This is a genomic window from Microcoleus sp. w1-18aA5, assembly GCF_036701705.1.
Taxonomy (GTDB): domain Bacteria; phylum Cyanobacteriota; class Cyanobacteriia; order Cyanobacteriales; family Microcoleaceae; genus Microcoleus.
In genome coordinates, this window is the sequence record NZ_JAUPTE010000087.1 from 1 (window position 1) to 26,638 (window position 26,638).

At 44.6% G+C, this 26,638-nt stretch carries 18 protein-coding genes; 7 read left to right on the plus strand and 11 right to left on the minus strand.

The window, feature by feature from the left end:
- Positions 1-486: 486 nt before the first annotated feature.
- Entirely contained in the window at positions 487-1,476 is a 990-nt protein-coding gene (locus Q5691_RS23415) for a hypothetical protein (RefSeq protein WP_333347361.1), read from the minus strand.
- 144 nt (positions 1,477-1,620) lie between these two features.
- Positions 1,621-2,013 (minus strand): hypothetical protein, encoded by a 393-nt coding sequence (locus Q5691_RS23420; protein ID WP_333310785.1) that lies wholly within the window; start codon positions 2,011-2,013, stop codon positions 1,621-1,623.
- Here Q5691_RS23420 and proS point away from each other — a divergent pair.
- From proS to Q5691_RS23435, 3 genes are all read left to right on the plus strand, one after another.
- Positions 2,012-3,817 (plus strand): proline--tRNA ligase, encoded by a 1,806-nt coding sequence (gene proS, locus Q5691_RS23425; RefSeq protein ID WP_333212891.1) that lies wholly within the window; start codon positions 2,012-2,014, stop codon positions 3,815-3,817. The genes Q5691_RS23420 and proS overlap by 2 nt on opposite strands.
- A 213-nt stretch (positions 3,818-4,030) precedes the next feature.
- A complete protein-coding gene (locus Q5691_RS23430) occupies positions 4,031-7,018 on the plus strand; it encodes an adenylate/guanylate cyclase domain-containing protein (RefSeq protein ID WP_333347364.1) in 2,988 nt (995 codons plus the stop codon).
- Positions 7,019-7,116: 98 nt separating this feature from the next.
- Positions 7,117-9,177 (plus strand): adenylate/guanylate cyclase domain-containing protein, encoded by a 2,061-nt coding sequence (locus Q5691_RS23435; RefSeq protein WP_333347367.1) that lies wholly within the window; start codon positions 7,117-7,119, stop codon positions 9,175-9,177.
- Positions 9,178-9,261: 84 nt separating this feature from the next.
- Here the strand turns inward: Q5691_RS23435 and rpmB are convergent, their stop codons facing one another.
- From rpmB to rppA, 5 genes are all read right to left on the minus strand, one after another.
- Positions 9,262-9,498 carry a 50S ribosomal protein L28 gene (gene rpmB / locus Q5691_RS23440; protein ID WP_006634309.1) on the minus strand — a complete coding sequence of 79 codons (237 nt, stop codon included), beginning with the start codon at positions 9,496-9,498 and terminating at the stop codon, positions 9,262-9,264.
- Between the two features lie 153 nt (positions 9,499-9,651).
- On the minus strand, positions 9,652-11,640 hold the full coding sequence (gene htpG / locus Q5691_RS23445) for a molecular chaperone HtpG (protein WP_333212887.1): 1,989 nt from the start codon (positions 11,638-11,640) through the stop codon (positions 9,652-9,654).
- A gap of 392 nt (positions 11,641-12,032) precedes the next feature.
- Positions 12,033-13,364 carry a two-component system sensor histidine kinase RppB gene (rppB, locus tag Q5691_RS23450; protein WP_333347371.1) on the minus strand — a complete coding sequence of 444 codons (1,332 nt, stop codon included), beginning with the start codon at positions 13,362-13,364 and terminating at the stop codon, positions 12,033-12,035.
- A gap of 197 nt (positions 13,365-13,561) precedes the next feature.
- Positions 13,562-13,792, minus strand: coding sequence for a hypothetical protein (locus Q5691_RS23455; RefSeq protein ID WP_333103822.1), 231 nt, complete (start codon positions 13,790-13,792; stop codon positions 13,562-13,564).
- Positions 13,793-13,878: 86 nt separating this feature from the next.
- Positions 13,879-14,568 (minus strand): two-component system response regulator RppA, encoded by a 690-nt coding sequence (rppA, locus tag Q5691_RS23460; RefSeq protein ID WP_333347374.1) that lies wholly within the window; start codon positions 14,566-14,568, stop codon positions 13,879-13,881.
- 206 nt (positions 14,569-14,774) lie between these two features.
- Here rppA and Q5691_RS23465 point away from each other — a divergent pair, with 206 nt between their 5' ends.
- From Q5691_RS23465 to Q5691_RS23475, 3 genes are all read left to right on the plus strand, one after another.
- Positions 14,775-15,779, plus strand: coding sequence for a multicopper oxidase domain-containing protein (locus Q5691_RS23465; RefSeq protein WP_333310794.1), 1,005 nt, complete (start codon positions 14,775-14,777; stop codon positions 15,777-15,779).
- Positions 15,780-15,939: 160 nt separating this feature from the next.
- Positions 15,940-16,971, plus strand: a complete 1,032-nt coding sequence (locus Q5691_RS23470) for a helix-hairpin-helix domain-containing protein (RefSeq protein ID WP_333212879.1) — start codon at positions 15,940-15,942, stop codon at positions 16,969-16,971.
- Positions 16,972-17,044: 73 nt separating this feature from the next.
- Positions 17,045-17,998, plus strand: a complete 954-nt coding sequence (locus Q5691_RS23475; RefSeq protein ID WP_333212878.1) for an FTR1 family protein — start codon at positions 17,045-17,047, stop codon at positions 17,996-17,998.
- A gap of 252 nt (positions 17,999-18,250) precedes the next feature.
- Here the strand turns inward: Q5691_RS23475 and Q5691_RS23480 are convergent, their stop codons facing one another.
- Complete coding sequence (locus Q5691_RS23480) at positions 18,251-18,730, minus strand: hypothetical protein (protein WP_333212876.1); 480 nt, start codon at positions 18,728-18,730, stop codon at positions 18,251-18,253.
- A gap of 39 nt (positions 18,731-18,769) precedes the next feature.
- Positions 18,770-21,883: an efflux RND transporter permease subunit gene (locus tag Q5691_RS23485; protein ID WP_333347377.1), complete on the minus strand. Its 3,114-nt coding sequence runs from the start codon at positions 21,881-21,883 to the stop codon at positions 18,770-18,772.
- A gap of 336 nt (positions 21,884-22,219) precedes the next feature.
- Between Q5691_RS23485 and Q5691_RS23490 the strand changes: the two genes are divergently transcribed.
- Positions 22,220-22,465: a hypothetical protein gene (locus Q5691_RS23490; protein WP_333347380.1), complete on the plus strand. Its 246-nt coding sequence runs from the start codon at positions 22,220-22,222 to the stop codon at positions 22,463-22,465.
- A 63-nt stretch (positions 22,466-22,528) separates the two neighbouring features.
- Here Q5691_RS23490 and Q5691_RS23495 read toward each other — a convergent pair whose 3' ends face one another.
- Both Q5691_RS23495 and Q5691_RS23500 read right to left on the minus strand, forming a co-directional pair.
- On the minus strand, positions 22,529-23,767 hold the full coding sequence (locus Q5691_RS23495) for an ABC transporter substrate-binding protein (RefSeq protein ID WP_333347383.1): 1,239 nt from the start codon (positions 23,765-23,767) through the stop codon (positions 22,529-22,531).
- A 209-nt stretch (positions 23,768-23,976) separates the two neighbouring features.
- The gene (locus tag Q5691_RS23500; RefSeq protein WP_445304786.1) at positions 23,977-25,833 is read right to left on the minus strand and encodes an efflux RND transporter periplasmic adaptor subunit; all 1,857 of its coding nucleotides are present in this window, start codon (positions 25,831-25,833) and stop codon (positions 23,977-23,979) included.
- Positions 25,834-26,638 lie beyond the last annotated feature (805 nt).

The window sequence follows — 26,638 nt, forward strand, 5'->3', positions numbered from 1 at the left end:
ACCTTAAATTTGTTAGCCATATTGCATCTCCTCTACTTTTAGCCTAAATTTAGTGTACCTTCATAGTGAATTGGTATAAAGTGCGATGTGATGCACTCTACATATCGTAGAGTGCGCTACCGAGTTAGGATTCCGTTGGATTTTCCGGCTCAAAACGAGCGAGTAATTCCCGGCGATCGAGCTGCATACTCAGTCGCGTGATTGCCAGAGGTTCTAGTTGAATCAAAGGCTCGATTATTTGGGCTAATTCTTCATCAATTTCGCCAAATCTTACTTGTAATATACTCTCAAAAAGCTCGCGTTTGCTTTGCTGAATACATTGCTCGATACCTTGCTGAATACATTGCTCGATACCTCGCTGAGTTGCTTCTTCAAGCCGTTATAAATAGAGGGGTGATAGTTCCATAATTAACTCCAGATTTTGTCGATAATAAATAGTAAACTGATATTGAGCGCACCCTACCGATTGTAGAGTGCGCTGCTGACTCAGGATTCCGGTTGATTTTTTTGTTCAAAATGAGCTAGCAATTCAGAGCGATCGAGCTGCCTAATTAGTCGCGTGCGATCGAGGGGTTCTAGCTGAATCAAAGGCTCGATTATTTGGGCTAATTCTTCATCAATCTCGCCAAATTTTACTTGTAGGAGACTCTCAACCATCAGGCGTTGAGCGCGCTGCATAGCTTGCTGCATACCTTGCTGGATACCTTGCTGAATACCTTGCTGGATACCTTGCTGGATACCTTGCTGCATACCTTGCTGAATACCTTGCTGAGTTGCATCTTCCAACCGTTGCAAGTAGAGGGGTGACAGTTCCATAATTAACTCCCTATCTTCTCGATCTATGTCTTGGCGAACTTCTAAAATAGTTCGCAAGTTGTACAACAATTCTAACGCATTCAACCGAAACACATTATCTGAGGGTAACTCTCTCAATTCGGCAATAGCTTGCTTCTGCACGTTTCCCTTCCCTAAAACTCTCAGCCACAGCGTTTCTGGCGTGCGGGGCAGTTGGTGAATGGCAATAATCGCTGCTTTCAGAGATGGGCCCATAAAATAAACTCCACTTACCCAATTTTCCGGTTCGGGAATCGCTCGAAATCCAGCTAATATCGTGTCGGAAACAGTGGGCGACAGTATCCAAAGTTGGGGCAAGTCTGCCTCTGCAATCCGGGTATTTTCTCTAGCTGCGGCGCGTTCAAATTCGCCGTGGATATCGAAGAGTTTGCCCAGACAACTGCGAATTTCTCCGATTTGCACTGGGCTGCGGAAGGGTTCAAATACAGCGGGTTTTGCTGCGATTTGACCCAGAATGCCGAGGGCTGTTGCTTCGACTTCCGGTTCTGCTTTCGGGGAAAATAAAACGTCAACCTGCCTTACTTCTCCAGCAACATCCCGGCTGGTTTCTACATTACCGAGAGGGGTTAATAGTTCTTTCAAATACTGTTTAGCAAATTGGTCGTGAATAAATCTGGTCATGCGATTTTAGATTTGAGAGTGGGAATTAGTTACTGGATATGGGTTTGGCGCTTGCCTCAAGTTGCATTGTTTTTTTAATCCAGTCATTAGAATGTAATTGCGCGTCATTCAACAAACATGATATTAGGTGCGCCGCAGCGTACCCTACGATTTTTTGCCGCAGCATTTACCCTGACAGTTGCGAATGCTGCGAATACAGCCGTACTCCTCGAAACGTTGACTGTGTTTGCGAACAGTAGGATAGGCCAGTAAATATAAGGGAATTCCGATTAGTTTGTAAAGCAATCGACCAGCAGCATGAACAATATCCCAAATTTCGCTTAAATTAGGTTCTCGAACAAATTCTCCTATTTCATCTTTTAAGGCAAGCCACTGAGATTGCACAGTAGGAGAGTGACAATCATCAAATGCTGCCATACCTTTTTGGTAGTTTTGCAAAATTTTATTCATATATTTAATCAAATCGGGCTTAGTTCTGATAATATCAGAAGTTAATCTAAAATTACACTCATCCGGTATTTTAAGGAAATCAGCCATGCGACTATCTCAAATGCTTTTTGTTACCCTGCGCGAAGACCCGGCAGAAGCAGAAATTCCTAGCCACAAATTATTACTCCGTGCCGGATACATCCGGCGCATCGGTAGCGGAATTTACGCTTATCTACCTTTAATGTGGCGAGTTCTCAAAAAAGTATCTCAAATTGTGCGCGAAGAAATGGACGCTACCGGCGCTCAAGAATGTCTCCTCCCGCAATTGCAACCGGCCGATTTGTGGCGGGAATCTGGCCGGTGGGATACCTATACTCAAGCTGAAGGTATTATGTTTGCCATGACAGACAGGCAGCAGCGAGAATTGGGACTGGGCCCAACTCACGAAGAAGTAATTACTACAATTGCTAAAGATATGATTCGTTCCTATCGGCAATTGCCTGTACATCTATATCAAATTCAAACTAAGTTTCGCGATGAAATTCGCCCGCGTTTTGGGTTGATGCGCGGCCGCGAATTCATTATGAAAGATGGCTATTCTTTCCATACTAACGAAGAAAGTCTGAAAAAAACTTATCAGGATATGGCTCAAGCTTATAGCAATATGCTGCGCCGATCCGGCTTGCAGTTTCGAGCAGTAGATGCTGATTCGGGAGCAATTGGCGGTTCTGGTTCTCAAGAGTTTATGGTGTTGGCTGAAGCGGGAGAAGATGAAGTTCTTTATACTGAAGATGGTCAGTATGCCGCTAATGTGGAAAAGGCTGTATCGATGCCTGCGGATGTGGAACCGTCGCCCTTTGCAAATTTTGAAAAGCGGGAAACACCGGGAACTGAAACAATTGATAAACTTTGCAAATTTTTGAAATGTTCTCCGACTCAAGTTGTCAAAAATGTGCTTTACCAAGCTGTTTACGACAATGGCATGACTGTTTTGGTATTGGTAAGCATTCGCGGCGACCAAGATGTGAATCAGGTAAAGTTGCTGAATGAGTTGACGAAGTTAGCGGGCAATTATCAAGCTAAAACTGTTTTATTTTTGACTGTTCCCGATGCGGAAGCTCAGCGGAAATGGGCTGCTAAATCTTTACCTCTCGGTTATATGGCTCCCGATGTTGCTGATGATTATATCGCTGGCAGCAAGGAGGTAAACTCTAAGTTTTTGCGTTTGGTCGATCGCACTGCAGTTGACCTGACAAACTTTGTCACTGGTTCAAACGAATCAGGATACCACGTTGTCGGTGCTAATTGGAACAAAGAATTTCCTCTACCAGCAACGGTTGTGGGTGTCAGAACAGCCAAAAAGGGCGATCGGGCCGTGCACAACCCCGAACAAACCTTGCAAAGCGCCAGAGGCATCGAAGTCGGCCACATCTTCCAATTAGGAACCAAATACTCCCAAGCAATGGGCGCCACCTACACCAGCGAACAAGGCGAAGAAATGCCCTTTGTGATGGGCTGCTACGGCGTCGGCGTGTCGCGGCTAGCTCAATCGGCTGTAGAACAATCCTACGACAAAGACGGGATAATTTGGCCAGTGGCGATCGCCCCGTATCACGCCATCATTAGCATCCCCAATATTTCCGACGCCCAACAAGTAGAAGTCGCCGAAAAACTCTATGCAGAACTTAACCAATCGGGCATTGAAACGTTACTAGATGACCGCGATGAACGAGCCGGAGTCAAATTTAAAGATGCTGATTTAATCGGCATTCCCTATCGCATTGTTCCGGGCCGTTCGCTGAAAGCAGGCAAAGTTGAAGTCGTGGAAAGAGCAACTCACAAATCACAGGAAATTCTCATTGATGAAGTAAATTCTACTTTAAAACAGTGGATTGAAGCCGCCATCAACTAAGCCTTTATAATTGGTAAGGTGCGCGACCGCGCACCTACATTTAGGCTCGCAATGTGCGCGGTGTACAGCTACATTAGCTCCCCTCTTTCTCTTCCTCCTTCCCTCTTCCTGACATCCATTACATCCGTTACATCCGTTACATCCGTTACATAATCCGTTGCCGAACTTCCCTCTTCCTTCTGATGTGAAATTCCCTAAAACTTAAAACTCGGTATGAATCTGAACCTAAATCAGTTTCTGCGATTCCCTCAATCCCGAATTGGGCGGTACTTAGCCCAAGTAACTGTCGTTGCTGTCGCTTACGCCGTGGGGGCGAGGCTAGCAATTTCAATTCAAGGTGTCAATCCCTTTGCTGCCTCGGTGTGGCCACCCGCAGGAATTGCCCAAGCTGGACTTTTATTGTTTGGGAGTAAAGTCTGGCCTGCCATAGTTTTGGGTACATTTTTGCTCAATTTGGTTAACCCAAGTGAACAGATATTTGCACTTTGGGTGGGGGGAAACGCCGGGGCGATTCTGCAAGCGGTTTTTGCCGTAATTGTCCTGGGCTGGTTCCGGTTTCGTCCCTCTATCGAGCGCTTGAAAGATGTAATTAATTTAATCTTATTTGGCGGTCTAATTGCTACTCAAATTAGTTGCACTATTGGCGCATTTTCCCTATATTTAGCGGGAAAAATAGAGTGGAGCGAATATTGGTCTGCTCGATGGAATTGGTGGTTAGGAGACACAATGGGAGTTTTAATTATCACTCCATTGATTTTAATTTTTCTTCGTCCTAAAGTAACCGCCGATCGTTTAAAAATACCAACAGAACCCCATAAAAATTATTTAATTGAGCGGGTAGTATGGTTAATCTTATTAATTGGGGTGAGCTGGCTGGTTTTTGAGTCGAAACATCAAGCTGCTATTTCTCGTTATCCCCTGGAATATTTGCCATTTCCTTTGATCATGTGGGCGGCGCTTCAATTCGGTCAGCGAGCCGCTGTTCTAGCATCATTTATTGTCTCAATCATCGCAATCTTGGGCAGTTCTCATGGAGGTGGGCCCTTCACAGCCAAAGCCGACAATATTAATCAGGCTATCTTGTTTTTGCAAGCTTTTATGGGTGTAATTACGATTACCTCGCTGTTATTGGCAGCGACAGTAGCTGAACGCACATCAGCAGAGTATTCTCTGCGGGAAAGCGAAATTAAATATCGAGAATTGGTGGAAAATGCTAACAGTATTATTCTGAAACTGGACGCTGACGGCAATATTACTTTTTTTAACGAATTTGCCGAAAAATTCTTTGGTTACAAGGAGGAAGAAATTCTGGGAAAAAATGCCTTGGGAACCATTATTCCACAGACGGACATGGAAGGGAATAACTTAGAGTTGGTTTATAGTCAACTTTTACAAAATCCCGATCGCTTTACCAGCTATGAAAATGAAAATATGCGGCGCAGTGGCGATCGCGTTTGGGTATCTTGGGCAAATAAACCGTTGGTTGATGCAGCGGGAAAACTTTTGGGCATCCTCTGCATCGGCACAGATATCACCGATCGCCGAAAAGCTGAAATAGCGCTGCAAAAGCTGAATGAAAAGCTGGAAATCCGAGTTGAAGAACGGACAAATGCCCTGAAACAAAGCGAACTTCAGCTACAGAAACAGAAATCGGCATTAATTGATTTAGCCAAAAATAAAGCGCTGAATCAAGGCGACTTAACCAAAGCGCTTCAAGAAATAACTCAAACTGCTAGCCGTACTCTGGAAGTTGCCCGATCGAGCGTCTGGCTGTACGATCGCACTAAATCCAAGATGGAGTGCCTGGATTTGTTCGATCGCACTCTCAACCAGCACTCACACGGTTTGAAATTAGCAGCAGCAGACTATCCTGTCTATTTTCAAACACTGCGAGAAGAACGCGCAATTGCTGCATTTGACGCGCAAAACGATTTTAGAACTAAAGAATTTGCGGAATCTTACCTAATTCCCTTGGGCATCACTTCTATGCTAGATACGCCGATTCAAATAGGCGGAGAAACAGCAGGAGTTTTCTGTTTAGAACACGTAGGAATGCCCCGCTTTTGGACGATTGAAGAACAAAGTTTCGCTGTTTCTCTAGCCGACTCTGTAACTTTCGCAATGGAAGCGCGAGAACGGCAGCGGGCTGAAGAAGCGCTGCGGCAAGCTGAAGAAAAATACCGCAGCATTTTTGAAAATGCGATCGTCGGCATTTTTCAAACTACCCCAGATGGGCAATATCTCAGCGCCAATCCTGCTTTGCTTCGCATTTACGGTTACAGTTCACGCGAGGAATTGGTCGGCACATTAACTGATATTAGCCAACAGCTTTATGTTGACTCCGAACGCCGGGCAGAAATTGTCCGCTTAATAGAAGAACAAGGCAAAGTATCGGATTTTGAATCTCAAATTTACCGCCGAGATGGCAGCATAATCTGGATTTCAGAAAATACTTATACCGTGCGCGATTCCTACGGAAATTTGCTTTATTACGAAGGTACTGTTCAAGACATCACAACTCGCAAAGAAGCTGAAGCAGCTTTGCGCTTAGAACAAGAAAAATCCGATCGTCTCCTGCTAAACGTTTTACCACAACCCATCGCCGACAGATTAAAACAAGACCAAAGCATCATCGCCGATACTTTTGCCGAAGTAACAGTATTATTTGCAGATATAGTCGGTTTTACCCAAATTAGTTCCCAAATTTCTCCGCCAGAATTAGTTTCCTTGCTTAACGACATTTTTTCCACATTCGATCGCCTAGCAGAAAAGCACGGATTGGAAAAAATTAAGACTATTGGCGATGCCTACATGGTAGTAGGAGGGCTGCCGATGCCCCGCAGCGATCATGCAGAGGCGATCGCCCAAATGGCCCTCGATATGCAGCAGGCAATTACTGACTTCAGTAATATCCACAATCAAGATTTTAGCATCAGAATTGGGATTAACACCGGCCCTGTCGTCGCCGGAGTAATCGGTATTAAAAAATTTATTTACGATTTATGGGGAGACACCGTTAACACCGCTTCCCGCATGGAATCCCACGGCTTGCCGGGGTGCATTCAAGTCACCTCTGCAATTTATGATATATTGCAGGACAAGTATGTATTTGAAAGTCGCGGCGCGATCGAAGTTAAAGGCAAAGGCCAGATGAACACTTATTTTCTGACAGGCATCAAGTTAGAGCATCAGGAAGAATGAAGAAGGAAGAAGCAATATAAAAAGTCATGTTTCATAATTAATAATTTCCTAATCTTCGGGCGCGGTTGCTATAGTTAATTAAAAATATAACACTGAGTATGGTTTCCCCAAAAAATCAGTTTTTGCAATTTTCTCAATCTAGAAATTGGCAATATTTAGCAAAAGTAACTGCCATTGCTTTGGCTTACGCTTTAGGAGCAAAAATAGCAGTTTCAATCCCTGGCATAAATAAATTAGGTACGTGCGTCTGGCCACCCGCAGGGATTGCACAAGCTGCACTTTTATTGTTCGGGCGGCAAGTGTGGCCGGGAATAGCTTTAGGCGTATTTTTTTACGAGACTATTAATCTCAAATTTACCATAATAAGTGCAACAATTAGTGCTTTTTGCGGTTGTTTACAAGCTTTGTGTGCATTTACTTTGTTGCACAAACTCAAGTTTCACCCGTCACTCGATCGGCTCATAGATGTAGTCAGTTTAGTTTTGTGCGGTGCTGTAGTTGCCACTCAAATCAACTGTACTCTCGGCACGCTGCGTCTCTGTGTAACTGGTTTAGTGGAGTGGAGCGAATATTGGCACGTTAGATGGAATTGGTATCTCGGAGATACATTAGGAGTTTTAATTTTTACTCCCCTGCTGTTGATTATATACAACCACACACAAGCGCCCAGCTTTTCACAAAATACAGCTTCTCAAACAATTGTAAATCGAATCGGTGCCGCAATAGGCTTGGTGTTATTAGTAACAGTCAGTTGGCTAGTATACAACTCAAAAAGTGAAGGTAGTATCTCAGGTTATCCCCTCGAATACTTGCCATTTCCCTTAGTAATTTGGGCAACCATTCAATTCGGTCACGTAGGGGCGGTTTTAGCATCTTTCATTGTATCCAGTATCGCAATTTGGGGCGGTTCTCAGGGAGGGGGCCCATTTATTGCCAAAGCGGAAAATATCAATCAGGCAATCTTATTTTTGCAGGCTTTTATGAGCGTAATTGTAGTTACATCGCTGCTGTTGGCCGCCACTGTAACCGAACGGGCCTCAGCAGAGGATTCACTGCGGCAAAGCGAAATTAAGTATCGGGAATTAGTGGAAAATGCTAACAGCATTATTTTAAAACTAGATACGGAAGGAAATATTACTTTTTTTAACGAATTTGCACAGAAGTTTTTTGGTTACGATGAAAAAGAGATTATTGGCAAAAATGCCGTGGGAACAATCATTCCCCAGAGAGATACCACAGGAAATGACTGGGCAGCAAAGTTGAGAGATATTTTGGAAAACCCAGAACAATACACGCGAACTGAAAATGAAAATATCCAGCGTAACGGCGATCGCGTTTGGGTATCCTGGGCAAATAAACCGCTGTTTGACGCAGCAGGAAAGTTCGCGGGAATGCTGGCAATCGGTACGGATATCACAGACCGCAGGCGGGCTGAAATGGCTCTTTGCAAGCTGAATGAAGAGTTAGAATTTAGAGTAGAAGAACGAACTCATGCTCTGAATAATACTTTAAATGCGCTGCAAATTCAACAGGAACAATCAGAACGCTTGTTGTTGAATATTTTGCCTGAAGAAATAGCAAATCGGTTGAAACTAGGAGACAGTACGATCGCAGACACTTTTGCTGATGTTACTGTCTTATTTGCGGACATAGTAGGCTTTACTCAACTCAGTTCGCGAGTTTCTCCAACGCAATTAGTTGCCTTGCTGAATGACATCTTTTCGACATTTGACAACCTAGCAGAAAGGCACGGTTTGGAAAAAATTAAGACGATTGGCGACGCTTACATGGTAGTTGGAGGGCTGCCCATGCCCCGCAGGGATCATGCAGAAGCGATCGCAGAAATGGCTTTGGATATGCAGCAGGCAATTACTGACTTCAGCAATACCCACAATCAAGATTTCAGCATCAGAATCGGCATCAACAGCGGCCCGGTTGTTGCCGGAGTTATTGGAATTAAAAAATTTATTTACGATTTATGGGGAGACACCGTTAACACTGCTTCCCGCATGGAATCTCACGGCTTGCCGGGGTGCATTCACGTAACAGAGACAACTTATCAGCAGTTGCGAGAAAAGTATTTCTTTGAAAACCGCGGCGCTATCGAAGTTAAAGGCAAAGGTCAGATGACTACTTATTTACTGCAATGCCGAAAATAGCTTTAGTAAAAGTTTTTCTCTAAAAATAAGGGCGATCGCACTCTCAAATGTGCGATCGCCCTCATTTTAATTTAGCCAAGTTTTTTAAAGCTTGTACAGGTTAATTCCAGCTTCCTTCGCCATGATTTCCAAACCCTTGTGTTGCAAGGTTTTAATTGCTTTTGTAGAAAGGTGCAATCTTACCCAGCGCTTCTCCTGCGGCCACCAAACCCGCTTCCACTGCAAATTAGCGTCTTGCAATTTGTGAGTGCGGTGGTGCGAGTGAGAAACTGCAAAACCGTTATTCGCCTTCTTTCCCGTTAGCTGACATTTCCGTGACATATTGCCCTCCAGATTACCGTTTTTTTGCGTGCAGCCTTTTATTATACCCGAAGGAAGAAGGAAGAAGGAAGAAGGAAGAAGGCTTGACTTATCCCTTTACCAATAGAAATAAACTCTTACTCCCCCCTTAGCAAGGGGGGGTTGGGGGGTTAATTAAATTGCACGTTCAGTCAACTTTGTCAAGACTTGATTCGATCGCTCGACAAAATCCTTCATCCCTTCAGCATCGAAACCCTTCTGGGCCATCAAAGCCAAGTCGTAAACGTGGTGACAAATCATACTCGCCAACTGACTTGACGGAGATTCCCCGCCGCCTTGAATAATCGCACCCTGACTCAAACTCGCCAGATTTTGAATCAGCGGGTGAGACGTATTCACCAGCAAAACGTGGTCTTCGGGGAATTCGGCCGCTTGCTGCCGCAAAAGCGCCGTCATGTCCCGCATCCGGCGCACATCTTCCGGTAAAAGTACGATCGCAGGTGGCGTCGCCTCCGCAGAGTCAGACTTCAAAGCTTCTGTGCGAATGTTCACTTTCGGCTTATTGAGAGCTTTTTGGAACATTTCTTTAACTTGTTCGCTGCGAGTTTTATTCGTCGCCGGATCGACAATTTCCGCTTCTTTCTCTTTGTCAATTAGCGTTTCGTCGATGTCGGAATCAACCCGCGAGAATTTGACATCTGAGTGTTCTCGTTCCAGGAAGCTGATAAAGTGCGTGTCGATGAAAGAATCCATAAACAGCACTTCTAAACCTTGGCTTTTGTGCATTGCCACGTAAGTTGCTTGAGAGGCAGGATCGGTACAATAAAACACGCGATTTTCGTGGCGTTTTTGATTGCGTTCCAAATACTCTTTCAGCGTCGTGTAAGGTTGCGTCGAAGTAGAAGTTTCCGACTTCGGAGTCACATCCTGCCACAAATCTCCTTCCTCACTTTGCACCTGAACTTCGGGCGTTACAGTTTCTGGCTTCTCGGCTGTTGGTTCGTAGGTGCTGCGGTAGATTAAAATATCTTCGACTTGCTTTTTGAACTTGTCATCGTTGAGAGTTCCGAACTTGACAAAAGTGCCGATATCTTGCCAGCAGCGGATGTATTCGTTACGGTCGTCGCGGTAGACTTCTTTCAGGCGATCGCCCACTTTTTTCGCAATATAATCAGCGATTCTCCGCACAGTGCGATTGCTTTGCAAAGAACTGCGAGAAACGTTCAGCGGAATGTCGGTACTGTCAATAACGCCCCGCAGCGGCATCAAGAATTTCGGGATAATTTCTTCGCAGTGGTCGCTGACAAAAACCTGGTTGCAGAATAGCTTAATATTGCCTTGGGTAACATCGACATCCGGGCGCAGTTTTGGAAAATAAAGAATCCCGTTGACAATAAAAGGATAATCTGTATTCAGGTGTACCCACAGCAGCGGCTCGTCTTGGTACGGGTAAAGGTGGCGGTAAAGTTCTAAGTAATCTTCTTTTTGCAAATTACTGGCTGATTCCCGCCAAATTGCTTTGTGCTTGTTGAGTTCCTCTCCCTCAAATTTGATGGGAACTGGCATGAAATCGCAGTAAGTTTTGATTAACTGCTTAATGCGACTGGGTTCTAAATATTCTTGTTCTTCGTCTTGGAGGGTAAGAGTAATAGTAGTGCCGCGTTCCGTGCGGGAAGATTCTGATAGTTCAAAAGCGGGAGACCCGTCGCAAGACCAGTGTACTGCTGGGGAGCCTTCTTGGTAAGAAAGAGTATCAATCTCTACTTTCTTCGCCACCATGAAAGAAGAGTAGAAACCTAGACCGAAATGACCGATGATTGCGTCGTCGCCGTTGCCTTGGTATTTTTGAATAAATTCTTCTGCGCTGGAGAAAGCGACTTGGTTGATGTATTTTTTTACCTCATCGGCGGTCATGCCGATGCCGTTATCGGAAATTGAGAGGGTTTTGTTTTCTTTGTCGATCGCTATGGTGATTTGCGGTTCGCCCATGTCGCCGCCGTATTCGCCGGAACGAGAAACCATTTTTAGTTTGGCAATGGCATCCACTCCGTTAGAAATTAGTTCCCGCAAGAAGACTTCGTGGTCAGTATATAGCGACTTCTTGATAATCGGGAAAATATTTTCGGTATGGATTGAGATTGTTCCCTGTTCTAAAACTGTCATAATTTTTCGCTAGGTATTTGTCGGTAATGAACCGTGATTAGTCATTGGTCATTGGTCATTGGTCATTAGTTATTAATTGTTAGTCGAGCTGAATTTTCCTGTTATACGTTGTTAGCTGCTAACTACTAACTACTGACTACTAACTACTGACTACTGACTACTGACTACTGACTGAGGACTATTTAATGATTTTCGGCGATCGTGCTCTCTTCTGCAAAAGGGATTACCACAAAAAGATGATTCGGTTTTCCCCACATCTTGCACAATTCTCAATCAGCCTTTGACGGGCGGGCAGGATGCCCACCCCACAACAAGAATCACTCTTTGTGGAACAGGCAGGAAAGCCTGTTCTTGAGCATGGTGCAAGATGTCAGTTTCCCTCACATAGTAGCTCACAAAGGCAACCGCAGCAGGAAAGTAGCGCCCTGCCCCAATTCGCTGCTGGCGCTGAGGCTGCCACGATGTGCCCGGGCAATGGTTTGGGCGATCGCCAATCCCAGTCCCGAACCGCCGGTATTGCGCGATCGATCGCTGTTGACTCGGTAAAATCGATCGAATATTCGCTCTAAATCTGCCGCCGCGATCCCAATACCGGTATCTTGAACCTGAACGATCGCCTCGATGTGATTGCAATCTAAAATAACTGTTACTTTCCCGCCCGCCGGAGTGTATTGAATGGCATTAACAATTAAATTAGCAACTAAGCGATAAAGTTGGTCGGAATTGCCGACAACATTTAATTGCTGTTGCACCCGCACGGAGGATGTGAGGGCTACCTTAGAAGCGATCGCCAAAGCTGCCAATTCCTCTACTAAATCGCTAACAAGGTCATTCAAACAACACAATTGAGGGCGATCACGTATCACTTGATTATCCATGCGAGCCAGTAGCAGCAAATCAGCCACTAACTGAGTCAGTCGTCGGTTTTGGCGATCGATCGTCCGCAAAATTTCCCTCGCCTCTTTTTCATCTAATTGAGGCGTCAACAGTGCTGATTCTACAGTCGCCTGCGAAGCCGCTAAAGGCGTCCGCAATTCGTGGGCGGCATCGGCCGTAAACTGTTGAATCTGTCGGTAGGAAGAGTAAATCGGTTTCATGGCCAATCCTGCCAACAACCAACTAGCAAACCCTATCAGAATCAATGCTGTAGGCAATCCTAATTTCAAAACCCATTTCACTGTACTGAGATAATCATTAAAGTCTTGCAGGCTCCGCCCAACTTGAAAATATCCCCAATCTTGCTGTGTTTGGGTATGTAGCGCTACAGAAATTTGGTGATAAACATTGCCTTTGGTATCAGTTATTGTTTGCCAGTATTGGGAGTTAAATCCGGCTGGTAATTCTTCTGGATAATCGCCAGCCGTAGCAATTAATTTACCGGAATAATCAAATAAACGAATATAGTAATAGCCTTGGTTGATAGCGCTTAAAATATGGCGGCTTGGCAACTGTTCTGTAATGCCTTTAACTCCCATTAGGCGGAGGTTGGGTAAAAGTTCGTTGACTATAGGCTCCAAGCGTCCGGGCTGCTGCAATTTGAGTTCTAGGCTGTCGTGTAGCGTCCCCGCTACGGATTCTAATTCCCGGTCTATGGCTACCCAGTGAGCGTGGGCGATCGCCTTATATACACCAAATCCCAACAAGCTTAAAATCAAACCCATTACTGCTGCATAGGAAATGGCTAATTGCCAGCGAGTTCGGTTAAAGAGTTTATTTTGATTCACCTTTCATATATTGCTAGTAATTGGTAATTGGTAATTAGTTGAAGATAATATTTTTTTATCTACCGCAGAGGGCGCAGAGAACGCAGAGGAGGAACAAAGAGAGAATAAGGTTAAATAATCTGGTTTCTGACACCCCTGCATAAGTCCTATTAAAATAAAAGTTTGCAGGCGAAAAATACATTTTTTATATTTAAATTTTATGCCAAATCCTCATGTTTTAGGAGTTCTGCATATTCGCTCATTCCGAGTTCCGCAAGTTGTCGGTCTTCTTCGGCAAATTCGCTGTAGAGTGCAGCTAAGTTAGTTTCATCGATTGCTGGAATAGTAACTAATTTGGCACGAAATTTCAGGAAAGCAATAAATTCAAATACTTGTTTGAGTTGTTCTATATCGAGCTTTTCTAACTCTTGTTGGATTAAATCTTTCATGGCAGTCATTTTTCCGATCGAGTTTTCTATATTATAGCCAGATATTGGAAACGAGATATAATCCGCCCGCCGTTGCCCCTACAGCTTTAATGTCTCATGCGGTATCCGACGCCGTGTACGGTTTCAATTAAATTCGTGCCGCCAACCGACTCAAGTTTGCGCCGCAGCAAACGCACTTGAGCTGCTACCACATTGCTAAAGGTATCTGCACTCGCCTCCCATAGCTGATTCCGAATTTGGTCAGTGGTGATAATTTGGTTGGGATGTTTCATAAAGTATTCTAGCAGTTGAAACTCTTTGTTTGTTAGAGAAATTATCTGGCTGTTACCACTTCGATCGAGATGGCACACAGTTCGATTTCCGCAGTCCAAAACTAGATTTCCTACCTGTAGCTGTTGCGGTTGAATTTGGGGCGATCGCCTTTGCAAAGCCCGCAATCTTGCTAACAGTTCCGCCATCCCGAACGGTTTAACTAAATAATCGTCAGCTCCGGCATCTAGTCCCGCAACTTTATCTTCCATTCGGTCTTTTGCTGTCAGCATCAATACGGGCAGTGCGCTATTTTTAGCACGCAATCTCCGCAGCAGTTCCAACCCTGACAATCCTGGTAGCAACCAGTCAAAAATAGCCAGGTTATATTGCATCCAGTGACTGTCTAAATATTCCCAAGCTTCACTGCCATCCAAAGCCCAATCAACTATATATTTTTCCTGCTTTAAAGTGCGATCGATCGCTTTCCCTAAATCTGGCTCATCTTCAACTAGCAAAACTCTCATAACTCTAATTTATAGCGGTAAATCCTTATACATTGTTAGCGATCGGCAGCATCTACCCCAATCTTTAAGATCACATACTGAGATGAAATCAGCATGAAATTTTCTGAATTCGCAGAAAAAGAGAACTATTGACAATAATTGACAACAAGCTGATAATGTCTTATAATCAACCACGAGTGAATATTTGAGAAAAGTTTTCAATAAGTATGACAGATTTATCCGATCGTCCCGCCATGAAAAAGCCGGGACGCTGGAGTCGCCGCCAACTGCTACAGCTAGGAATAGCTGGGGCTGGGGTAGCGGGCGGCGCGATCGCACTTCAAAACTTGACTCGCAAACCGGCATCAGTTGCGAGAATTCCGCCAATCCCCGCAGATGCACTCACCGTCAGCAATATCAACCCGATGCAAATTGCGCGGGATTTTGATTACGGCACGGTGACGCGCGAAAACGGGCGCACGGTTCGGGAATTTCGCCTAGAAGCTAATTCTTCGATCGTCCAACTTAACAGCGCCGTCACTTTCAACACCTGGAATGTCAACAATCGAGTGCCGGGGCCGACATTGAGGGCAACAGAGGGCGATCGCATCCGCGTCATTTTTTATAACAAAGCCGGACATTCTCATTCGCTGCACTTTCACGGCGTTCATACAAGCGAAATGGATGGCGTTAAACCAGTAAAAAACGGTTCAGTATTTATTTATGAATTCGATGCCAATCCTTACGGATTGCATCTATATCACTGCCATATTGCTCCTGTAACTCGCCATATAGGTAAAGGACTCTATGGAATGTTCATCATTGATCCGCCAAAACCCCGTCCTCCCGCCGATGAAATCATATTAATCATGGGAGGATACGACGTAAACGACGACGAAAAAAACGAACTTTACGCTTTTAACGGGTTGCCCAATTATTACATGAACAACCCGATCCCTATTTACCGAAATCAGCTAATCCGGCTTTACGTTCTCAACCTGATTGAGTACGAACCCGCCGTGACTTTTCACCTGCACGCCAACTTTTTTGACGTATATCGCACGGGAATGACTTTGACTCCCAGTGAAAGAACCGATGTAATTACAATGGGAGTAGCTGAAAGACATATTTTAGAATTCACCTACGGCTACGCCGGAAAATATATGTTTCATCCCCATCAAGATGCGATCGCCGAAGCAGGCTGCATGGGGGTATTTGAAGTCATCACTTAAACCAAATTCTGCTACCACGGTGCAGCGATTCAAATAAAGTATGAAATTATTTGACAAGCTCGATCGCAAATAGGTAGAATGAATAGCTTGCAAATAATTGAGAATTATTCTTAATAACTTGTGAGTCGAAATGCACATAACGTAAAAATTAGCAACAGCCATGTTACAATCCTTTCGCTTATTACCGACCGCCACCGCTACAGCCATCCTCGTTGCTCTGGCTGGTTGCGCTTCCACCCCCACGGCCAGCAACACCGACAGCAGCGCCTCACCCGTTGCTACAGCCAGTCCCGCATCCACAAGCGGTCACAGCATGAACCACGGCGGCAAAGGCGGCATCAACATCAATACTGCCATTCTTTCAGAGTTAGATAAACTCGAAGCCAAGTTAGGAGTACCGGCACTTTCTAACAAAATTCAAGCCAGCCGCCCTTACGGAAAAGTCGAAGAATTGGTTTCAAAAAATGTCATTACTCAAGCCCAATTTGACCAAATCAAAGACTTGGTAACTATTGAAAATGTGGTGCTGACAGGCGAACCTAAAGATGTAGACTACATGACTAAACTTGGCTTGATGAAAGGGCATCTTATCGTAGCAAAAGAACTATTGGATCAAGGCAAACCAGACCAGGCAGAACCGCACATCGGGCATCCAGTCGAAGAAATTTATGCCGATGTGGAAGATCAGCTAAACGAGCGTAAAATTCCTGAATTTAAGGCTACTTTAATTAAATTGCAGGATTTAGTTAAAGCAGGTGCAAAAGATCCGGCTCAAGTGAAGGCGGAATTTGACACATCAATGCAAGCAGTTGACGGAGCAATTGCCGCCCTTCCCGAAACTCAGCGCAAAGATCCGAAATTCGTGCTGCAAGTGATTAACGGCTTGCTAGATACAGCTAATTCCGAATACGGAGCCGCAGTTGCTAACGGCAAAATTTCCGCAATTATTGAATATCAAGATTCGCGGGGTTTTGTCATGTACGCGGAAATGCTGTACAAAGATATAGCCGAGCAAGTGGCTAAAACCAGCCCGGAAATTGACAAAGCAATTGTGGCTAACATGACAGAACTGAAGACAAGTTGGCCAACGGCGATCGCACCCCCCGCCCCCGTCAAAACCACCGAACAAGTCAACCAGCTAGTTAAAACCATCGAAAGCGACAGCCAAAAAGTTCTCAAACCCGCCTCTTAAAAAAGTCAACTGAAACCACGGTAATTGGTAAAAAGATTACCAATTACCTCCCGATATTACCTCAACTAAAAAAATGAATTTTGGCGAAGCATTGCCCACATTTGTAATTACTCTCCGCGAAGGAGTCGAAGCCGCCTTAGTTGTCGGAATCGTTCTCGCTTGTCTCAAAAAGTCGGGACAAAGTTATTTAAGTCCTTGGGTTTTCGGCGGTGTTGGCGTTGGAATTATTGCCAGCGCTTTGATAGGTGTACTTTTCGGCTGGACTATTCAAATTTTGTCCGCATCCAATCAGCCTTTTGCACCGATTATGGAGTCGCTGCTAGAGGCAATTTTTGGGCTTGTGGCGATCGCAATGCTGAGTTGGATGCTGATTTGGATGACCAAGCAAGCGCGATTTATGAAAGCCGAAGTCGAAGGCGCTGTGAGTGCCGCCTTAACGTACAACTCTCATGCCGGTTGGGGCGTATTTAGTTTAGTTTTGATTGCCGTTTTACGCGAAGGATTTGAAACCGTTTTGTTTGTGGTTGCCAAGTTTCAACAAGGGATTATTCCGGCAATCGGCGCTTTGGCTGGCATTCTCTCAGCCACCGGACTTGGCGTCCTGCTGTTTAAATGGGGAGTCAAAATTAATATCCGCCTGTTTTTCAAATATATGGGCATTTTATTGCTCTTCATTGTAGCGGGTTTAGTGGTATCTACTTTGGGAATTTTTGACAGCGCGATGAATATTTTATCGCAAACAAACCGCGAATCAGCCGCACTGTGTTTCTATTACGAAAGATTTACTAAAATCCATTCTTGCATTCTCGGGCCAATCGTCTGGAATACCTCGCAACTGCTTCCCGAAGAAAAGTTTCCTGGTTTGTTGTTGAGTGCGCTATTTGGCTACACAGATAAGCTCTATGTCGTGCAGGCGATCGCTTATTTCGTCTTTTTAATTACCGTCGGTGGCATTTACCTTCAAAGTTTGGCAGGTCGAGTGTTTTTCCCGTTCAAAAAAAACTCAGGTAACGAAATAAGAAATTAAGTGCGATCGAAACGCGATCGGCTTTGTAGTCGAAATGCAGGAGGCAGTTGTTTGTTGCTAATAACTAATTCGCCCCTAATACCAATTTAATGTGAAGTTGCACATATCTCGATCCCCCTAAATCCCCCTTAAGAAGGGGGACTTTGATCGGAATCTTGTCCCCCCCTTATTAAGGGGGGCTAGGGGGGATCGGATTCTATGCAGCCTCATAAAAAATTGGTATAACTTAGAGCGCATTAGGACATCAGCTATCTATTGATTGAATGTAAAACGACCGTCAACTTTTTCTCCGTTAATATCCGCAGTAACTTTCACGGGATAACTTCCTGCATCTTTGCCGGGAAACACCACAGCGTAATGTTTGCCCTCAGCATCATACTTGAGAGCTAGGGTTTGCTGCTTTCCATTCGGCAACTGCACTTGAGCCGTCACTTTGGCGTTAGGAACTGGTTCCTTTTTCTCCCCTTTTTGCAAAAAAACATCTAAATGAGTTCCGGTAGCTTCTTTTTCCGGTACAAACTCTAAATAGTAAGCTCCAGACTTGACAACTTGCCCCCCTTTAGTTGCTGTTTCAGGAGCAGTGGCAGGAGGCGAAGACGCAGGTTGAGAGGCGACAGGAGGGGAGGCTGGAGTGTTATTTGGATCGCTTGCTTGGTCGCCTTTACTGCAAGCTCCCAAAAACAGCAATCCGACACTACCTAGAACAATTAAATTTGACTTAAGCGATTTCATTTGTTTGACTCCTTGCTGACTGACAATAATTAGAAAATATCACACATTAACTACCTTGCCGTCTTCAATAACTCGCTGAGGTTGTTGAGGTCGTAAAAAATGCCCAAATTGAGCATACAAAGCTGGCAAAACTAACAAAGTTAGTGCTGTAGAAGTAAATAAACCTCCTAAAACTACTACTGACAGCGGTTGCAAAATTTCCTTGCCCGCCCCACCTTCAAATACTAAAGGTGCTAAACCCAAAGCTGAAGTTAAAGCGGTCATCAGGATGGCATTCAGCCGTTCCATCGAGCCTTTAATAATTGCTTCCTTAAAAGGCAGTCCTTCAGCAAATTTAGTGTTGTAGTTGTCTACTAATAACAAGCCGTTACGGGTAGCAACGCCGAATAACGTGACAAAGCCAACTAGGGAAGCTACAGAGATGATGCCGCCAGTCAAAGCTACCGCAATTACTCCTCCCACTAAGCCGATCGGCAAATTAATCATAATCATAGCAGTTGAAGGAAGGGACTTGACGGACAAGTACATCAATACTGTAATTACCAAAAAGGCGATCGCACTAAATATCATAATATTATGCGAAGCTCTTTGCTCAGCTTCAAATTGACCGCCGTACTGGATAAAATAGCCAAAAGGCAACTGCACCTCTCGTTTTACTTTAGCTTGAATTTCATTCACGACCGATAGCAAATCCCTACCTTTAGCATTCGCCGCCGCCACAATCAAGCGAGAAACATTCTCACGGTTAATCGTATTTGGGCCCGTACCGTATTTGACAGTCGCAACTTGGGCGAGGGGAATTTTATTGCCACTTGGAGTATCAACCAACAAATTCTGAATAGTTTCTAAGTTATTTCTCGCTTCAGGCTGCAACCAAACAACTAAATCAAAAGTTTGCTGCACCTCCAAAACTTGAGAAACAACTTTTCCGTTTAAAGCAGTCTCAATTATTTCAGAAAGCTCTCCGATTTTCAAACCGTATCTACCCGCAGCTTGACGGTTAAACTTAATTTGAATTTGTGGCACTGGTACCTGCGGTTCGAGTTGCAAATCCACAATTCCCTCAACAGTTTTCATTTGCTCTTCAACTTCGGCACCGATGCTGCGAAGTTGATCCAAATCCGGACCAAATATTTTGACAGCAATCTGACTTCTGACACCAGATAAAACCTCATCCATCCGGTGAGAAATAAAACCGCCGATATTTGGTGCAACTCCCGGCAATTTACCAAACTCCTGCCGCAGGGCTTCCAAAGTTTGCGGCCTGTTTTTCATCCCTACCTCGCTCAAACCTATATCAATGTGAGCTAAATTAACTCCCGCAGCATCAGCATCACCCGGAGCTCTGCCCGATCGCACTTGCACGTATTGAAACCTGGTATCATCCTTCAGTGCATCTTCAATAGCAAAAGCCGCGCTATCTGTTGTCTCCAAAGACACCCCCGGATAGAGCATAATAGTATTCACCAAAGTTTGCTCCTGAAACTCCGGCAAAAACACCCGCCCAAAAGATGGCAAAATAATTAATGCAGCCACTATACTAGCAGCCGCAAAAGCTAAAATAATCGCCGAATAACGCATTGAAATTCTGATACAATAATGATAAATATGCTTGCAAAATCTCGGCAACCAAGGTTCTTTACCACTCATGCGTTTGGTAGGCAACAAAATAGCGCAAAGGGCCGGAGATATTAACAGTGATTCCAGACTAGAAATCACCACAACTACCAAATAAGTAATCCCCATCGGCGTAAAAATCCGACCTTCTACACCGGGCAAAGTAAAAATTGGCGAAAACACCACAATCCCAATAACAGTCGCTCCAATTAACGAATCGCGCACCTCCTGACTGCCATCAAAAATCACATCCATCACCGGGCGAGGATGAAGAGAAGACGCATTTTCTCTCAAATTGCGGTAGGTATTTTCCGCATAGACGATCGCATCGTCGATCGCAGTGCCGATCGCCACCGACAAACCCCCCAAAGTCATCGTATTCAGCCCCAGCCCCAGCCAATACATCGCCAGCAGCGCCAACAGCCAAGTCAGAAAGAAATCGAGCAAAACAACCGCCAGAGTGCGCCAATTCATCAAAAACGGGATGAGAATAAGGGTGACTATAATACTGCCTTCAACTAAAGCCGATCGCACATTCTCCACCGAGGAATTAATATATTCTTCCTGTCGAAAAGTCACAGTAACTTTAATATCTTTGGGCAGAGCTTGCTGCACCTCAGCCATTGCTGCCTCAACCGCTTTCGTTACCGTCGGAGTATCAGCAACTGGCTGTCTATTTACCATCACAATCACAGCTTTTTTGCCGTTAAAACTGCCATCGCCCCGCTTGATTGCAGCACCAATCTTGACATCAGCTACATCAGCAATTCTGACGGGCGTTCCGTGGCGAGAGTCGATCGCCGATTGCTGCAAATCTTCCAGAGACTCAATCCGCCCCACCCCCCGGATTAAAGTTTCTCGATCCGGCGTAATTAAATACCCCCCCGGCGCGTTAACATTCGCAGCAGCCGCCGCTTCAGCTACTTGCTGCAACGACACATTAAAAGCTTTTAACTTGGCAGGTTCTACTAATACTTGATACTGCCTTTCTTCGCCGCCGTAAGCTACTACTTGAGCAACGCCAGTCACTGCCAAAAGCCGATTTGTGACTTGCCAGTCAACTAGACGGCGCACTTCCATCAAAGGAGTAGTTTCTGATGTAAAAGCATAGGTGATAACAGTGCCCACAGGAGAAGTTGTGGGAGAAATTTGCGGTGTTTCTACCCCAGCCGGGAGTTTGCTTTGTGCTTGCTGCAACCGTTCTGTTATCAACTGGCGCGCTTGATAAATTTCAGTTCCCCAATCAAAGATTACCTTAACCGCAGAAAGACCCACAGCCGAAGACGATCGCACTGCTGTCACCCCCGGAGTTCCGTTAATCGCACTTTCGATCGGCAGTGTTACCAAAGACTCGATTTCTTCCGGCGCGAGCCCTGGTGCTTCCGTCTGAATTTCGACTTGCGGGGGTGCAAAAGGAGGGAAGACATCAAGGGACATTTTGGGGATGATAGAAAATGTCCACAGACTAACAATAATGGTGGCGATAACGACTAGCCAGCGGCGGTTAATTACCCATCTAAGAATTGTGCTGAACATTTTATGATTTTATAGAGGTGATGACTATTAGCCACCGTTAGGCGATCGACTATTTAACAATAAAATTTAGCAGATATTAAAGGCTCCGGTTGCCGTAGCTTTTCCCGCGATTCCTTGGCTGAACAGTGTTAAATAGCCATTCTATTTACCTTGACACCCAAAAATGAAATTAGGATGAAATATTTTAACTTTCAACCCGGATTCATAAGTCATGTAAAATCTAAAATCTAAAATCTAAAATGATATAACCTGTATTGCTATTTTTTTTGACAATGCAGCTTACAACAATACTCACATCTTGCACCATTCTCAATTACTTGTTTAGGAACAGGCAAGATGCCTGTTCCACAAGAAAACTCATTCTTTGTGGAACGGGCATCTTGCCCGTTCTTGACAATAGTGCAAGATATCAGAATAGTTATTATGCAAGCACCAAAACACTACTCACAAACTGTAGAAAGCATTGGCGAAATAGACTACAATCCAGTACCGCCAAAGCGCTCGGAACGGGTAATCATGCGCGCTCAATTCAAAGGGCGTAAAAAACCTCTGCCGTATATTTTCGATGAAGAACGATCGTAGAGCCTTTCTGCGTGTAGGTAAATTAATCAACTATTTTGCAAAATAGGGATGTACCCTTTTGACTTACTTCAAAAAGATGAACTTGCCATTATTTCCATCTACATCCATCTTGATTTGAGCAATGTAAAACTGGCTCTGTACAACTTCACCTTCAGGGGTAAAGGAAATTTCACCGAGAGGGGTATTGTACTTTCCAGCTAGGATTTGCTGATTCAGCTTTGTGCGTAACTCTGCCAATGACAACGCGCTGAGTTTGGTTTTACTATCCAAAGCTTTCAAGGCTTCCACGAATACTTGTACGGCAGTGAAGGCTTGAGCACTAAACTGCGGTGGTTCCTTCTTGCTTTGCTTTACATAAGCATCGCGGAAGGCAGCATTGATTTCGCCTGGGGCTTCGGGACTATAGGCTTGAGCAATGATAATACCATCGCAGAGTGCTTGACACACCGAGAAGATATTAGACGTGTTCAAACCATTGCCGCCAACGATCGTACCTTGATAACCCAGTTCCCGCAGTTGCCGGATCAAGTTACCTCCATCGGCTGCCAATCCTGAAATAACAACTAAGTCGGGTTGGAGAGCGAGTGCATTACCAATTTGAGCTTGGAAGTCCGTGTCAGTAGTTTGGAACTTTTGGACGGTGACGATATCCAGCCCTTGGTTTTTAATCGCTTGCTGGAAAATTTTTGTCTCCGATGTCGTAAAAGCGTCATTTTGAGCATAAAAGACAGCGACTTTTTTAATCTTAGGATTAAGCTTAAGCGCTGCCTTTACTGCATTGGGAGCTACAAGCGAAATAGGTGCAGAGACACGCGCAATATATTCACCAATCTCAGGAATCCCTTTGGCAGTATTCGATGCGCCAATGACTGGCACTTTTGCTCGTTCTGCGATTGGATTGGCACTAAATGCCTGCTGAGAAGATGATGGCCCAACAATGCCAACCACTCGATCTTGATTAATTAGAGTTTGGAAGGCGTTGATGGCTCCTGCTTCATCTCCTCCAGTGTCTTGAAACACCATTTTAATAGGAGTACCATTAACACCTCCCCTCTCGTTGAAATATTTCTCAGCAATTTTGACACCACCCACTGATTCTTGAGCTAAAAGAGCATAGTTGCTGGTTTGCGAGAATGCTGCTCCAATTGGAAGGGCAGTGGCCCAATTGGGTGTAGCTGCTGCTGGTGTATTGCTCGGAGTATTAGTGGTGGTGGTAGGTTGATTGGTTTGACTGCAAGCAACAACCAGTAAAAAAGTGATGAACGAGGTGAGAATGTGAGTAAAGATACTTTTCTTAAACATCTTAGGACTTCCGCAGTGAGTATGTGCAACTACAATAGTCCTGAACATTTAGTTAGGTAATTGGTAATTGGTAATTCTATCTTACTCCCAACTTTCGCCAACTGAGATAAGGCGAAACTAGCCAGCGGCTGTTAATTACTCATCTAAGAATTGTGCTGAATATTTAAACAGTTGACTGTTGACTGTTGACAGTTAACAAAGTTACAGTATTATGCCTTCTTCCTGACATCCGTTACATCCGTTACAAAATCCGCTGCCGAACTTTCTTCGCGCCGATTTCCCCACCAAACCCCTGCTGCAAAAGTCAGAGATGCGATCGCAACTCCTCCCCCTATTCCCGCCCACCATAAAGACACGGGTAAATTATGAAAATTAACCTCTGTTACCTTTGGAGTTGCCTTTTTCTTTTCCTCGTCTTTTGAGGGCTTGTTGTCGCCGCGCAAAGATTGTGCGTAAAGTTGAGGTGCTCGCTGCGTTACTATCAAATCTCCCTCGAATAAACCCCTCTTCACTTCAACTAAATCTCCCGCAGTTTGACCGAGTTCAATTTCAACCGCTTGATAAGCATTGCCATTTTGGACGTAAACGGTTTTTTTCCCGCTAACATCCACTACCGCCGCACTCGGAATTGCTAAAATATTTGTGGCAGTTTTGTATGTTAAAATCTCCAACTCAGCAAACAGTCCGGGCTTTAATTCACCGTTAATATTATCTAGTTCTGCTTTCACCGGCACCACCCGCGTTTCTCCTGACACGGATGACCCAATTAAGGCGATTTCTCCATTGAAAGTGCGATCGGGTAAATTAGCGACTTTTACCCTGACTTCCTGACCCTGTTTTACTTGATTCAGGTCTTTTTCGTAAATATTGGCTGTGGCAAAAACGCGGCTGTCATTTAAGAGGCTCATCAACGGTTTTTCAGCGTTTACTGATTCTCCTGGGGTGATTTCGCGATCGGCTACCGTGCCCGAAATCGGAGCAACTACGGTAACGAGTCCTCGATCGTTGGCAACAGTTCCTAATTGTTGGAGTCGCGCTTGATAGGCTGCGTCAGCCAAGCGAATGCGCGACTGAGCGACTTCGACGGCAGTTTTGCCGCGTTTGACTTGGTTCTCGGCTTCTAGGACTTCCCGGCGGCTCTGAGCTCTGGTAAGTTGAGCTTTTGCTTCTGCTACTCTGCCTTGAGATTCCCGCAATTCCCGCATTGGGAGGTCTACTTCGGCTTGTTTAATTTCGGTTTCGGCTTTGATAACTTCAGGACGGCTTTTTGCCTTCGCCACAGCGGCTTTTGCTTCGGCGAAGTGGGCTTGCGATTCCAGCATTGTGCGCCGCGCGATCGCCCCTGATGCCACTAATTCTTTGTCGCGATCGAACTGTTCTTTAGCCACAGTCAGTTCTGTTTCGGCTCGCGCTATTTCGGCTTGCGCTATTTCAACTTGACGCTGATAGTTTTCTTTAGCGGCTTGCACCACGGAACGCTTATTTACTAATTCTTGTTCTTGCTGGTACTGCTTAGTTACCGCTGCCAATTGGGTTTGGGCTTGGGCGATTTCTGCTGCAGATATCTGACTTTGGCGATCGTAATTTTCTCGTGCTAGTTTGAAATCTCCTTCCGCTTGCTGCAAATCGGCCTCAGCTTCGGCACGTTTCGAGAGAGATTCAACCCGCAATTGTCCTAATTCTGAACTCGATACAACCGCAAGGGCTTGACCTTTTGATACTTTGTCCCCAGGCTTAACCAGCAACTCTACTACTTTCCCAGCAACAGGAGCCGTAACTTCTACTTTTTCGTTGGGTAAAGTTTCAATTTCTCCAGTAGTTTTAATGCCGATATCTAGTCTCTGGCGCGTGGCAGGGGAGATTTTAATTCCTAACCGTTTTGCTGTTTCGGCATCGACAGAAATAGCAGCAGGAGTTTCAGTTGTTTCGCCGCTATGGTGAAATTCATTTCCGTGGCCAGCGTGGGCAAAAACAGCGGCAGGATAACTTAGCAAAATTAGGCTGAACAAACTTCCCGAAAAGCTGCTAATAATTGCCGGACATTGAGCATATTTATGAAATATCATCGTTGGCATTGTCCTTGAAATCAGGTTGAGTACCACAGGTTTAGCAGTTGGTATTTTGCCAAGGTAAGTAAATGATACTCATTAAGTAAAGTTACTTATTAGCATTTTCCAAGAAGCGACCGCTAAGCAATGACCGAGAGCTAGAAATGCTCTACTCAACCTAGTATTTCACGGTCAAATGAAATTAGGATGAAATTTCGCATCAGCAGCCCAGATGCCCAGCAGATTCTAAAATACGAAGATAAGTTGTGCCTAATGACAAGCGATTGTGCTGTAGATTTTTTTCCGTTTTTTTAATCTCTGCTCGCGCTTCAATTTCGTTTGTCAATGCGCTCACTAGCTCATCTACGGCTGCATTTGATTTATAAGTGGTGTTTAATTCCAAGCTATTCAATATCATAAACTACCCTATCTATCTATATAGATTTTTGCTGACGTATCTACTACTTTAGAGGTAGATTTGCTCCATTGTCTACAGTATTCTTACCTAAGTTTCTACTACTTTAGACGTAGGACTGTTCAATTATCTACAGTATGTGTAGGTACTCTCAGGAAACTGAGGTGGAGTCAGACAAATTCTGACAGCCACAGTCGAGCTACATTACTTTGTCTACCAAGGTTGTCGCCACTTTTTCATTTGCTCAATTACTTGCTTTTGTGAAGCAAGTATTTCCTGAACATTTGACCTAACGTGATTCATGTCACTCATGTTGTGGATTTGTGTCATGTCATTGGTGACAAGTTAAGACTGTAAGTCTTTTGTCAAGAGGCTTTTAGAGAATTGTTGAAAAAAAACTGGTCAGAC

Bases quoted from the DNA above. Each gene is read 5' to 3' on its own strand.
- Q5691_RS23415 (WP_333347361.1), bottom strand. From the start codon at position 1,476: ATGACCAGATTTATTCACGACCAATTTGCTAAACAGTATTTGAAAGAA.
- proS (WP_333212891.1), top strand. From the start codon at position 2,012: ATGCGACTATCTCAAATGCTTTTTGTTACCCTGCGCGAAGACCCGGCA.
- Q5691_RS23420 (WP_333310785.1), bottom strand. From the start codon at position 2,013: ATGGCTGATTTCCTTAAAATACCGGATGAGTGTAATTTTAGATTAACT.
- Q5691_RS23430 (WP_333347364.1), top strand. From the start codon at position 4,031: ATGAATCTGAACCTAAATCAGTTTCTGCGATTCCCTCAATCCCGAATT.
- Q5691_RS23435 (WP_333347367.1), top strand. From the start codon at position 7,117: ATGGTTTCCCCAAAAAATCAGTTTTTGCAATTTTCTCAATCTAGAAAT.
- rpmB (WP_006634309.1), bottom strand. From the start codon at position 9,498: ATGTCACGGAAATGTCAGCTAACGGGAAAGAAGGCGAATAACGGTTTT.
- htpG (WP_333212887.1), bottom strand. From the start codon at position 11,640: ATGACAGTTTTAGAACAGGGAACAATCTCAATCCATACCGAAAATATT.
- Q5691_RS23455 (WP_333103822.1), bottom strand. From the start codon at position 13,792: ATGAAAGATTTAATCCAACAAGAGTTAGAAAAGCTCGATATAGAACAA.
- rppA (WP_333347374.1), bottom strand. From the start codon at position 14,568: ATGAGAGTTTTGCTAGTTGAAGATGAGCCAGATTTAGGGAAAGCGATC.
- Q5691_RS23465 (WP_333310794.1), top strand. From the start codon at position 14,775: ATGACAGATTTATCCGATCGTCCCGCCATGAAAAAGCCGGGACGCTGG.
- Q5691_RS23470 (WP_333212879.1), top strand. From the start codon at position 15,940: ATGTTACAATCCTTTCGCTTATTACCGACCGCCACCGCTACAGCCATC.
- Q5691_RS23475 (WP_333212878.1), top strand. From the start codon at position 17,045: ATGAATTTTGGCGAAGCATTGCCCACATTTGTAATTACTCTCCGCGAA.
- Q5691_RS23480 (WP_333212876.1), bottom strand. From the start codon at position 18,730: ATGAAATCGCTTAAGTCAAATTTAATTGTTCTAGGTAGTGTCGGATTG.
- Q5691_RS23485 (WP_333347377.1), bottom strand. From the start codon at position 21,883: ATGTTCAGCACAATTCTTAGATGGGTAATTAACCGCCGCTGGCTAGTC.
- Q5691_RS23490 (WP_333347380.1), top strand. From the start codon at position 22,220: ATGCCTGTTCCACAAGAAAACTCATTCTTTGTGGAACGGGCATCTTGC.
- Q5691_RS23495 (WP_333347383.1), bottom strand. From the start codon at position 23,767: ATGTTTAAGAAAAGTATCTTTACTCACATTCTCACCTCGTTCATCACT.
- Q5691_RS23500 (WP_445304786.1), bottom strand. From the start codon at position 25,833: ATGATATTTCATAAATATGCTCAATGTCCGGCAATTATTAGCAGCTTT.